Source organism: Empedobacter sp. UBA7611, assembly GCF_002484365.1.
Classification (GTDB): domain Bacteria; phylum Bacteroidota; class Bacteroidia; order Flavobacteriales; family Weeksellaceae; genus Empedobacter; species Empedobacter falsenii_B.
Window position 1 is genome coordinate 76,851 of record NZ_DLJR01000046.1, and the last position, 11,041, is coordinate 87,891.

The window sequence follows — 11,041 nt, forward strand, 5'->3', positions numbered from 1 at the left end:
AGTTTTTAGTTTAATTTTGCAAAAACTTATTTAGAAAATTGTTAGCATACACTACATATAATCATCCAACGAGTACAGAATGGGTGACTTTTGTTCATGGAGCAGGAGGAAGTTCTACGATTTGGTTCAAGCAATTGCGTGAATTTCGCAAACATTTTAATGTTTTGTTAATGGATTTGAGAGGACACGGACGTTCTAAGAAAAACTTGAAAGCACTTTTTGAAAAACGTTATACTTTCAAATCAGTTTCAAAAGATGTCATTGATGTTTTAGATCATTTAAATATTGATAAAACACATTTTGTTGGGATGTCTTTGGGAACGATTGTGATTCGACAATTAGCAGAAGATTATTCGGAGCGATTCAAATCAATGGTGATGGGAGGCGCAATTATGAAAATTAATTTTCAATGTCAATTTTTGATTAATGTTGGAAATACGTTCAAACATATGTTGCCTTATTTGATCTTGTATCGAATTTTTGCTTTCGCTATCATGCCAAAAAATACGCACAAAGAATCAAGGTTATTATTTATCAATGAAGCGAAAAAATTGTATCAAAAAGAATTTTTGAAATGGTTCAAACTTACTGCGGATGTCAATCCATTGCTAAAATGGTTTCGAAAAGTTGAATTGAATATTCCGACTTTATATGTGATGGGTGCTGAAGATCATATGTTTTTGCCTTCGATTCAGGAATTAATAAAAGCACATACCAAACATTCAGAATTGATTGTTATCGAAGATTGTGGACATGTCGTGAATGTCGATCAACCACAAATTTTTAACGATAAAGTAATTGAATATATTCATCGAATTAAATAGTAAATACTAAAAAAGCTTCAGAATTTCTGAAGCTTTTTCTATTTATTTTGATCTTTTTTCTAATAAATCTGGGCGACGTTCTTTTGTATGTTCAACAGCTTTTTCATGCAACCATTCTTCAATTTTAGGAAAGTTACCTGAAAGTAAAACATCTGGAACTTTAAGGCCTTTATATTCGGCTGGACGTGTATAAATTGGTGGCGCTAACAAATCATCTTGAAACGAATCTGAAAGGGCAGAAGTCTCATCTCCAATTACGCCAGGTAACAATCGAATAATAGAATCAGCCAAAATAATTGCGCCAAATTCTCCACCAGAAAGTACATAATCGCCAATCGAAATTTCTCTTGTCACATACATATCTCGAATACGTTGATCGATTCCCTTGTAATGTCCACAAATCATCATAAGATTTCCTTTCAACGACAAATCATTCGCAATTGTTTGATTCAACGTTTCTCCATCTGGCGTCAAATAAATAATTTCATCATACGCGCGTTCATCTTTCAATTTCGAAATTATTTTGTCCAAAGGTTCGCACATAATCACCATTCCAGAAGTTCCTCCGTACGGATAATCATCTACATGACGATAACGTCCTTTTCCAAAATCTCTCAAATCGTGAACATGAATTTCAGCTAAACCTTTGTCTTGCGCACGTTTCATAATCGAGGCAGAAAATGGACTAACTAATAATTCGGGTAAAACAGTGATAATATCTATTCGCATGCTGCAAAGATATTTGTTTAGCTACGTTTGCGCAAGTTTAAATTTATTTTTTGAATTTGATTGTTTTAACTGAATTTATAAATTCTTCTTGTGATCCCACAAGAAATTAATCCAAATAATATGATGAATGACAAATATTTTAACTGATTATTCAAATGATTGATTTTCTTTTAAAATTAATAAATATAATTGATATTATTCATTAGCCTTATTCAAATGAAATCGAGTAAATTTGTCTAAAATTTTAATAAAATGTTTTTATATAACAGACATAGACGACTACGCAAAAACGAATCAATTCGTAGTATGATTCGCGAAAATCATTTGTCACCAAACGATTTTATTTTACCAATTTTTATGGCTGAAGGAGAAGGTGTAAAGGAAGAAATTGCTGCAATGCCAGGTATTTACCGCCAATCTCTTGACAATACTGTAAAAGAAGTAAAAGAAATTTGGGATTTAGGTATAAAATCAGTTAACATATATTGTAAAGTTAGTGATAACTTAAAAGATAACACAGGTAAAGAGGCTTGGAATCCAAACGGATTGATGCAAAATACAATCAAAGCAATTAAAGATGCTGTTCCAGAAATGATTGTAATGCCTGATGTTGCCTTAGATCCATATTCAATTTATGGTCACGACGGAATCATCAAAAATGGGGAAGTTATTAATGATGAAACAGTTGATGCTTTGGTAAAAATGACGTTGTCTCATGCAGAAGCTGGTGCCGATTTTGTTGCGCCTTCTGATATGATGGATGGTCGAATAGGAGCGATGCGTGCTGCGTTGGAGGAAAACGGTTTTCATAATGTAGGAATTATGACGTATGCTGCGAAATATGCTTCATCTTTTTATGGACCTTTCCGTACTGCTTTAGATTCTGCACCAGTTGATTCTCAAGAAATTCCGAAAGATAAAAAAACCTATCAAATGGATTACCATAATTCGCAAGAAGCGCTGCGTGAAGCAATTGCAGATGTAGAAGAAGGTGCAGATATTTTGATGGTAAAACCAGGGATGGCTTATCTAGATATTGTGAAATTAGTGAAAGATAATTTACAAGTTCCGGTTTCTGTTTATCAAGTTTCAGGTGAATACGCAATGATAAAAGCTGCTGTAGAAAAAGGTTGGTTAGATAATGATAAAGTTATTTTAGAATCTTTAACTTGTTTCAAAAGAGCAGGAGCAGACCTAATTTCAACTTATTTTGCAAAAGAAGCTGCAAGATTATTGAATGATCAATAAATCAGTTCAAAAAAGAAATAAAAAAATCCACTTCGTTTGAAGTGGATTTTTTATGTTTTAAAGCGAATAATTAACCATTTTCGCTGTAAATTGTTGTTTTTCTAATGTAGATAGAAAATATTTTTGTTCAGCTTCCGCTTGTTCTTTTTTCTGATAATTCTTTTCGTAACCCGTTTGAATTTCTTTTAAAGAACCAATCGTTCCATTTTTTAATAAATAATTCTGAAACTTTGTATATCTATCTGCCAGTTTGCCATAGATATCTTTGTTATCGATGCTTGCTTCATAAACATCTGTTACATAAACCTCATTATCTTGTCCATAAGCGATGGAAAAAAAATAATAAGTTTGATTATTCTTTGTTTGACTGAAAACCACCCCAGTAACAAAGAATAAAAATAGTATTAAACCTTTTTTCATTCAACCAAAATTTGAGCACGCAAGTTAATCATTATAACCTAATTAAAACCCTTGTTGTGTGATTTTATATTATTCGGTATAATTTTTTTATATTTGTGTCCTAAAATTGACTCAAAATGTTTCAAAATCTTCAGGATAAATTAGATAAAGCATTACATACCTTAAAAGGAAAAGGACAAATTACAGAAATTAACGTTGCAGAAACCGTAAAAGAGGTGCGTAGAGCCCTTGTTGATGCCGATGTTAGTTATAAAGTTGCAAAAGATTTTACAAATACGGTAAAAGAAAAGGCTTTAGGTGAAAACGTAATTACGTCGCTTAATCCTGGACAATTAATGGTAAAAATTGTTCATGATGAATTAGCAAAATTAATGGGAGGTGAGGTTACTGAACTGAAAGTAGACGATAATCCGACAATTATTTTGATTGCTGGTTTACAGGGTTCTGGTAAAACAACTTTTTCTGGTAAATTAGCTAATTTCCTAAAAACTAAGAAAAACAAAAAAGTATTATTAGTTGCTGGTGACGTTTATCGTCCAGCTGCCATCAATCAGTTGCAAGTTTTAGGAGAGCAAATTGGTGTGGATGTTTATGCTGATTTAGAAAACAAAAATCCTGTAGAAATTGCTCAATCAGCGATTGCACAAGCAAAACAAAACGGAAATAATGTAATTATTGTCGATACAGCTGGTCGTTTGGCAATTGATGAACAAATGATGGATGAAATTCGTCGCGTTCACCAAACAGTTAATCCAACCGAAACTTTATTTGTTGTAGATTCTATGACAGGTCAAGATGCTGTGAATACTGCAAAAGCCTTCAATGAAGTGTTAAATTATAATGGAGTTGTTTTAACAAAATTAGACGGTGATACACGTGGTGGAGCTGCTTTAACGATTAGAACTGTTGTTGATAAGCCAATCAAATTTATTTCTACTGGTGAGAAAATGGAAGCTTTAGATGTTTTCTATCCAGAACGTATGGCTGATCGTATTTTGGGAATGGGTGACGTTGTTTCGTTAGTAGAGCGTGCTCAAGAGCAATTTGACGAAGAAGAAGCAAAACGTTTGCAAAAGAAAATTGCAAAAAATAGCTTCGATTTTGATGATTTCTTAAAACAAATTCAGCAAATCAAACGTATGGGTAATATGAAAGATTTGGTCGGAATGATTCCTGGTGCTGGAAAAGCATTAAAAGATGTAGATATTGATGACAATGCTTTTAAAGGTGTTGAAGCGATTATTCACTCAATGACAAAAAAAGAGCGTCAAAATCCAAATATTATCGATAATTCTCGTAAGAAAAGAATTGCAGCTGGTTCTGGAACATCTTTACAAGAAGTGAATCAATTATTGAAACAATTCTCTGAAATGGGAAAAATGATGAAATTTATGAATTCTTCAAATGGTAAAAAGATGATGGAAACAATGTATAAAAATATGCCTGCAGGTGGATTCCCAGGAATGCCAAAAATGTAATCACAATTATTTATATAGCTAAAAACCTCCAATAATTTGGAGGTTTTTTTTATAGATTTTATTTTTGTTTCGTAAACGTTAAGTTTGAACCATTTGAACCATCAACATAGGATTGGTTCAATTTGTTAATTATAAATTTAATGAAAAATATTTAAACGCAACATTAAATATAAGTTAGTGGTATAAGTTTATTCAATTTAACATAATATATATTATAACATTATTATTTCTATGAAATATTAATGTTAATAATCTTTATTATGTTAAGTAAGGATTTAAACAATCTCCTATTTAGATATTTTTATAGAATTTAGATATCCTATCGGAATATCCATATGTTCTAATTATCCAAAATTAAATAATCCAAAATTTGAATGTTCTTTACTTATTATAACATTGTACCGAATACTATTTACATCAATTAAATATGTAACAATAAATACAGTTTTAATTGGAATAACCCCAAAAGCCCAAGAATCAACAATTTTTGAAACTTTACACTTTATATTTAATTCTTCATAAATTTCACGTTCAAGAGTTTCTTCTGGCAATTCATTTGGTTCTAAACTTCCTCCAGGTAATTCCCATTCATTTCGATTATTCCTTTTATGGAAATTGGAGTTAAATATTCTTTATACACTTCTTTTTATCTTTGTATAAATTTAATCATTTTCTATTTAACATAATCTTTGACGTAATAACGTTTCTCCAAAATTTTTTTTTTCGGTTTCATTTATTAATACATTCGAAATTGTATCGGAGGAAATCATTAAATTTAAATCTCTTCCTTCTTTCAATTGAATTTTCATCATATCCAAAAAACCAAAATCAATTCCCATAAATGGAACATTTTTTTTAGATAAAATTGGAAATTTACCAAATCATTTGCAAGCAAAACTTTTACAAGTCATACAGAATAAAGAAATTATTCGTTTGGGAGAAAGTTAACCAAGAAAAGTTGATGTTCGTATAATTGTTGCTACGAATGCGAATCTTGAAGTTTCACAAAATTTATTCCTCAAAAAATTACTGATAATTTAAATAATTTGAATGAAATAGAACGAAATAAAATTGTAGATTATTGTATTTCAGAATTTAATTCCACAAAATATTGAAGTTGAAATTGATCGAATTTTGTTTGAACAAGTTTTGATTAACTTAATCAAAAATGCGATTTATTCATTAGAAAATGCAGAAATTAAATCATTTGAAATTTCATCGAAACAAACCGATAATCGATTGCAAATTATTATTCAAGATTCTGGACAATTGATTGATGAAGAAATCATTTCCAAAATATTTTTACCTTTTTATACAACACGAAAAGACGGCGCAGGAATTGGTTTGACACTTTCCAAAAATATTATAGAAGCGCACAAAGGTTATTTGTATTATCAACAAAATGATGGCGTAAAACGTTTTAATATCATCTTAAAGTAATTGGTAAAAAGTGTAACTTTAACCTCTAATTATATAATACTTTCTCGCCAAAATCTTTGGAAATTTGTCCTATAAAATTACTGTTATGAATGCACAAACACTTACTATACCGATTATCAATTTGAATTCAGAAAAAGATGTTGAATTAATCAATAAATTACTTTCTGAAACAGAAAATCTTGATGAATATACTGTGAATTTAAACGCTAAAACGATTAATGTTTCGGCAAAAAAATTATGGAAAGTTTCCCCTAAAATCTATGAAACTTTAAAGCAAAATAACTTCAAAATAGATTCTGTCGAAAAATCATATCCCGTTCTCAATATGACGTGTGCTTCGTGTGCGAGTAGTTCTCAAGCGAATCTTAATCGTCAGTTGGGCGTTGTAAATGCGGAGGTGAATTACGGAAATGGAATGGGAAAAATCGAGTACATTCCTACTCTTGTTTCTCCAGAAAATTTGAAAAATGCTTTAGTAGAAGTTGGCTATGATTTGGTGATTGATGAGTCTAAAAATCAAGATGAAGAAATAGAACAACTTCACGAAGAAAAATATAAAACGCTGAAAAATAAAGTGATTTGGGCGCTAATATTTGGAGTTCCTTTATTTATTATCGGAATGTTTTTTATGGATATGCCTTACGGAAATTACATTATGTGGGCACTTTCTACGCCAATTCTTTTTATTTTTGGACAACAATTTTTCGTCGGTGCTTGGAAACAATTGAAAAATAAATCGGCTAATATGGATACTTTGGTTGCTTTGAGTACTAGTGTAGCCTATCTTTTTAGCGTTTTCAATACATTATTTCCAGAATATTGGCACAGCAAAGGTTTACACGCGCATCCTTATTTCGAGGCTGCTGGTTTAATCATCGTTTTTATCTTGATTGGTAAATTGATGGAAGAACGTGCGAAAGGAAATACTTCCGAAGCGATCAAGAAATTAATCGGTTTACAACCTAATACTGTGTTGGTTGTGAAAGATGGAAATCAGGTTGAAGTGAAGATTGAAGATGTACAAATTGGCGATTTGATTGTTGCAAAACCTGGAGATAAAATTGCGGTTGATGGAATTATTGTTTCGGGAGAATCTTTTATCGATGAAAGTTCATTGACAGGAGAGCCAATTCCGGTAGAAAAAGGAATTGATGCGAATGTTTTTTCAGGAACTTTAAATCAAAACTCTCCTATTCAATATAAAGCGTTGAAAGTTGGGAATGATACGCTTTTGGCTCAAATTATTCAATCAGTAAAAAATGCGCAAGGAAGTAAAGCTCCAGTTCAACAATTGGTAGATAAAATTGCAGGTGTTTTTGTTCCAATTGTGATTATTATTGCAATTCTAACGTTTATTACTTGGTTAGTTTTAGGTCAAGAAAATGCCTTTACAATGGCTCTTTTATCGATGATTACTGTGCTTGTTATAGCTTGTCCCTGTGCGCTTGGTTTAGCTACCCCAACAGCGATTATGGTTGGAATGGGAAAAGGTGCTGAGCAAGGAATTTTAATCAAAAATGCCGAAAGTTTAGAACTATCTAAAAAAATTGATACCATTATTTTAGATAAAACAGGAACAATTACCGAAGGAAAACCAAAAGTTCAAGAATTGATTTGGTTTGATGATTCTGCTAAAAATATACTTTACACAATCGAAAATAATTCGCAACATCCTTTAGCAAAAGCGATTACAGAACATATTGGTAAGCAAGATATTTTACCTGAACTAAAAATTGAAGATATATCTGGAAAAGGTTTGAAAGCTAATATTTTAAATAACGTTTATTATGTAGGAAAAACAAGTTGGATAACTGAATTAAATATTCAGATTGATGAAAAGATTGAAGAAGCTATTCAAGATTTTACGACTAAAAATTATACCACTTCTTTCTTTGGAAATGATGAAAAAGTTTTGGGATTAATTGGAATTTCTGATGAAATAAAAGCTACTTCTGTTGAAGCTATTAATGCTTTTCACGAAAAAGGAATTGAAGTTTGGATGGTAACTGGTGACAATGAATTTTCGGCAAATGCAATTGCAAAACAAGTCGGAATTGATCAAGTTGTCGCAAATGCTTTACCAAATGATAAAATGAATATTATCAAAGATTTGCAACAAAAAGGAAAAGTTGTCGCAATGGTTGGTGATGGAATTAATGATAGTGCAGCGTTGGCTCAAGCAGATGTTTCGATTGCGATGGGAAATGGTTCTGATATAGCGATTGATGTGGCAGAAGTTACATTGATTGGAGGAGATTTGACAAAAATCGATCATGCGATTAATCTTTCAACACAAACAGTCAAAACAATTCATCAAAATTTATTCTGGGCATTTATTTACAATGTAATCGGAATTCCAATCGCTGCTGGAGTACTTTATCCAATTAATGGATTTTTGTTAGATCCTATGATTGCTGGTGCTGCAATGGCTTTGAGTAGTGTAAGTGTTGTAACAAATAGTTTATTGTTAAAGTATAAAAAGATTTAAAAAACTTTAAAATATTCATAAAAAAATCGGCTAAATATTTAGTCGATTTTTTTGTGTTTTATAACAAACGATCATCCCAATTATAATCTTCTAATTCTTTGATTTTAACCTTTGAAGAAAAATCAGGATGTTTTGTATTGATTAAATAATTATATTCTTTTGGAATGATTGACGATGGAACTTTGATAACCAAATATTTAAAATCCTGATACCAAGCAGAACCAATCTCTTGTAACTCGGGATAAGCCTCTACAGATTGCCAATTCCTAGGTAATTTAGACTTTTTAATTTCATAAATTTCATCTTCTTCACAATCAATTTCTATCACTAATAGTTTGTACGAATTATCAATGCTAATAGAACTTCGATGCACCACCAATTCTAAGGTTGAGAGCGCACGAGAACTTCCTGTATAAATAACAAATTCATCATTTTTATTCCATCTGTTCGCGACTCCAGAAGCTTGTAATGATTTTGAATATTTCGCTTTACGAATATTGTAAACTAACATTGTTAGACGTTTTCTCCGTATTCTATCGCAGTCAAACGATTATCGATAAATTTCAGACCTGAAACTGTATCAAGAAAATCTGCTGGCGATTTTTTATCTAACAAAACATTAGGCGTCGTTAACCATTTCTCGAAATCATCTTTTGTATTGAAAACCTCCATACCGTGTTTGTATAAAGAAATCAATAAAACAATATGCTCTTTTGTATTATCTTTTAGAGAAACATCTTTCGTTTTATAATTTCTGTATGTACGCGTTGTGATATTTAACCAACTTGAGATTATTTCGTCTTTTAACGTTGATAATTCATCAAGATATTGAATGTATTTTTGATCAATATTATAACGATTTACGTAAAAATAAACACTCGTAAAATCTCTTACTTCAGGGATTTCATTTATGATTTGTTCGTATTTTTTTAGTTTAACAGTTGCCATAATTCTAAACTTTTATTAAAGTTACAATTTTTCCACTTAATAAAGGAACTTTTTCTCAAATTTAAATAAATTTAACAAAAAAAGAGGCTGCTTAGGCAACCTCTTCTTATATAATGATTTAAAATTTCTTATTTCAAAGAACCAACCATATCTTCTGGTTTTACCCATTCGTCAAATTCTTCAGCAGTTACATACCCTAATGCGATTGCAGTTTCTTTTAACGTTGAGTTATTTTTGTGAGCTGTTTGAGCAATTTCAGCAGCTTTGTAGTAACCAATTTTCGTATTAAGTGCTGTAACTAACATTAATGAATTATCAACTAATTCTTTGATACGAGCATAATTTGGCTCAATACCTTGCGCACAATGCTCATCAAAAGACACACAAGCATCTCCTAATAAACGTGCAGATTGTAAGAAGTTTGCAGCCATAACTGGTTTGAAAACATTCAATTCATAATGACCTTGAGTTCCTCCAATTGTAATTGCAACATCGTTACCCATAACTTGAGCTGCAACCATTGTTAATGCCTCACATTGAGTTGGATTTACTTTACCTGGCATGATAGAAGATCCTGGTTCGTTTTCTGGAATGATAATTTCTCCAATACCTGAACGAGGTCCAGAAGCTAACATACGAACGTCATTTGCAATTTTGTTTAATGAAACAGCTAATTGTTTCAAAGCTCCGTGAGTTTCTACGATTGCATCGTGAGCAGCTAATGCTTCGAACTTATTTTCTGCTGTTACAAATGGATGACCTGTAAATTCAGCAATGTATTTAGCAACTAAAACATCGTATCCTTCTGGCGTGTTAAGACCTGTACCTACAGCAGTTCCACCTAAAGCAACTTCAGATAAATGCTCTAATGTATTTCTTAAAGCTTTTAAACCGTGGTTTAATTGCGCTACATATCCAGAAATCTCTTGACCTAAAGTTAATGGAGTTGCATCCATTAAGTGTGTACGACCAATTTTTACAACAGATTTAAACTCTTCTGCTTTCTTAGCTAATGTGTCACGTAATTGCTCAACACCTGGAATTGTTACTTCAACAACTGCTTTGTAAGCAGCAATGTGCATACCTGTTGGGAAAGTATCATTAGAAGATTGAGATTTGTTAACGTCGTCATTCGCTTTAAGAACTGGTTCACCTTCTCCAATTTTGAATCCAGCTAAAACTTGCGCACGATTAGCAACAACTTCATTCACATTCATATTAGATTGAGTTCCTGAACCTGTTTGCCAAATTACTAAAGGAAATTGATCATCTAATTTTCCTGCTAAAATTTCGTCACATACAGCAGCAATAGCATCACGTTTTTCAACTGGTAAAACACCTAATTCAGCATTTGCATAAGCAGCAGCTTTCTTAAGATAAGCGAAACCTTCTACAATTTCGTGAGGCATAGAAGCCGCAGGACCAATTTTAAAGTTGTTACGAGAACGTTCTGTTTGAGCACCCCA

General features: G+C 31.7%; 13 protein-coding genes. 6 read left to right on the forward strand and 7 right to left on the reverse strand.

The genetic code is table 11. From position 1 onward, the window contains the following. Window positions 1–38: 38 nt before the first annotated feature. Window positions 39–824, forward strand: coding sequence for an alpha/beta fold hydrolase (locus B3R94_RS08005; protein WP_038335810.1), 786 nt, complete (start codon window positions 39–41; stop codon window positions 822–824). 42 nt (window positions 825–866) lie between these two features. Here B3R94_RS08005 and trmD read toward each other — a convergent pair whose 3' ends face one another. Then, on the reverse strand, window positions 867–1,553 hold the full coding sequence (trmD, locus tag B3R94_RS08010; protein ID WP_291074451.1) for a tRNA (guanosine(37)-N1)-methyltransferase TrmD: 687 nt from the start codon (window positions 1,551–1,553) through the stop codon (window positions 867–869). A gap of 252 nt (window positions 1,554–1,805) precedes the next feature. Here trmD and hemB point away from each other — a divergent pair, with 252 nt between their 5' ends. Further along, a complete protein-coding gene (gene hemB / locus B3R94_RS08015) occupies window positions 1,806–2,801 on the forward strand; it encodes a porphobilinogen synthase (protein ID WP_038334133.1) in 996 nt (331 codons plus the stop codon). 57 nt (window positions 2,802–2,858) lie between these two features. On the opposite strand, the gene B3R94_RS08020 is transcribed toward hemB, so the two are convergent. Then, a complete protein-coding gene (locus tag B3R94_RS08020; protein ID WP_291099975.1) occupies window positions 2,859–3,221 on the reverse strand; it encodes a hypothetical protein in 363 nt (120 codons plus the stop codon). Window positions 3,222–3,337: 116 nt separating this feature from the next. Between B3R94_RS08020 and ffh the strand changes: the two genes are divergently transcribed. Beyond that, entirely contained in the window at window positions 3,338–4,699 is a 1,362-nt protein-coding gene (gene ffh / locus B3R94_RS08025; RefSeq protein WP_280035688.1) for a signal recognition particle protein, read from the forward strand. A gap of 344 nt (window positions 4,700–5,043) precedes the next feature. Here ffh and B3R94_RS08030 read toward each other — a convergent pair whose 3' ends face one another. Continuing rightward, on the reverse strand, window positions 5,044–5,328 hold the full coding sequence (locus tag B3R94_RS08030) for an NUDIX domain-containing protein (RefSeq protein ID WP_291074488.1): 285 nt from the start codon (window positions 5,326–5,328) through the stop codon (window positions 5,044–5,046). Window positions 5,329–5,376: 48 nt separating this feature from the next. Then, complete coding sequence (locus tag B3R94_RS08035) at window positions 5,377–5,538, reverse strand: hypothetical protein (RefSeq protein WP_291074459.1); 162 nt, start codon at window positions 5,536–5,538, stop codon at window positions 5,377–5,379. Here B3R94_RS08035 and B3R94_RS14265 point away from each other — a divergent pair. The 3 genes from B3R94_RS14265 (at window position 5,537) to B3R94_RS08050 (ending at window position 8,627) form a co-directional block, all read left to right on the forward strand. Further along, window positions 5,537–5,647: a sigma 54-interacting transcriptional regulator gene (locus B3R94_RS14265; protein ID WP_409450473.1), complete on the forward strand. Its 111-nt coding sequence runs from the start codon at window positions 5,537–5,539 to the stop codon at window positions 5,645–5,647. The genes B3R94_RS08035 and B3R94_RS14265 overlap by 2 nt on opposite strands. 186 nt (window positions 5,648–5,833) lie before the next feature. Then, on the forward strand, window positions 5,834–6,139 hold the full coding sequence (locus tag B3R94_RS08045) for an ATP-binding protein (protein WP_291099978.1): 306 nt from the start codon (window positions 5,834–5,836) through the stop codon (window positions 6,137–6,139). An 85-nt stretch (window positions 6,140–6,224) separates the two neighbouring features. Next, entirely contained in the window at window positions 6,225–8,627 is a 2,403-nt protein-coding gene (locus tag B3R94_RS08050) for a heavy metal translocating P-type ATPase (protein ID WP_291099981.1), read from the forward strand. 58 nt (window positions 8,628–8,685) lie between these two features. On the opposite strand, the gene B3R94_RS08055 is transcribed toward B3R94_RS08050, so the two are convergent. The 3 genes from B3R94_RS08055 to fumC all read right to left on the reverse strand — a co-directional run. Beyond that, a complete protein-coding gene (locus B3R94_RS08055) occupies window positions 8,686–9,138 on the reverse strand; it encodes an RES family NAD+ phosphorylase (RefSeq protein WP_291099984.1) in 453 nt (150 codons plus the stop codon). Window positions 9,139–9,140: 2 nt separating this feature from the next. Continuing rightward, a complete protein-coding gene (locus B3R94_RS08060; RefSeq protein WP_221854470.1) occupies window positions 9,141–9,575 on the reverse strand; it encodes an antitoxin Xre/MbcA/ParS toxin-binding domain-containing protein in 435 nt (144 codons plus the stop codon). Window positions 9,576–9,703: 128 nt separating this feature from the next. Continuing rightward, window positions 9,704–11,041, reverse strand: a 1,338-nt coding sequence (gene fumC, locus B3R94_RS08065; RefSeq protein ID WP_291099987.1) for a class II fumarate hydratase, incomplete at its 5' end; no start/stop codon positions are given.

What these genes read in the sequence shown, in the direction of transcription:
- trmD (WP_291074451.1), bottom strand. Translation starts at nt 1,553, where the DNA reads ATGCGAATAGATATTATCACTGTTTTACCCGAATTATTAGTTAGTCCA.
- hemB (WP_038334133.1), top strand. Translation starts at nt 1,806, where the DNA reads ATGTTTTTATATAACAGACATAGACGACTACGCAAAAACGAATCAATT.
- B3R94_RS08020 (WP_291099975.1), bottom strand. Translation starts at nt 3,221, where the DNA reads ATGAAAAAAGGTTTAATACTATTTTTATTCTTTGTTACTGGGGTGGTT.
- ffh (WP_280035688.1), top strand. Translation starts at nt 3,338, where the DNA reads ATGTTTCAAAATCTTCAGGATAAATTAGATAAAGCATTACATACCTTA.
- B3R94_RS08035 (WP_291074459.1), bottom strand. Translation starts at nt 5,538, where the DNA reads ATGGGAATTGATTTTGGTTTTTTGGATATGATGAAAATTCAATTGAAA.
- B3R94_RS08050 (WP_291099981.1), top strand. Translation starts at nt 6,225, where the DNA reads ATGAATGCACAAACACTTACTATACCGATTATCAATTTGAATTCAGAA.
- B3R94_RS08055 (WP_291099984.1), bottom strand. Translation starts at nt 9,138, where the DNA reads ATGTTAGTTTACAATATTCGTAAAGCGAAATATTCAAAATCATTACAA.
- B3R94_RS08060 (WP_221854470.1), bottom strand. Translation starts at nt 9,575, where the DNA reads ATGGCAACTGTTAAACTAAAAAAATACGAACAAATCATAAATGAAATC.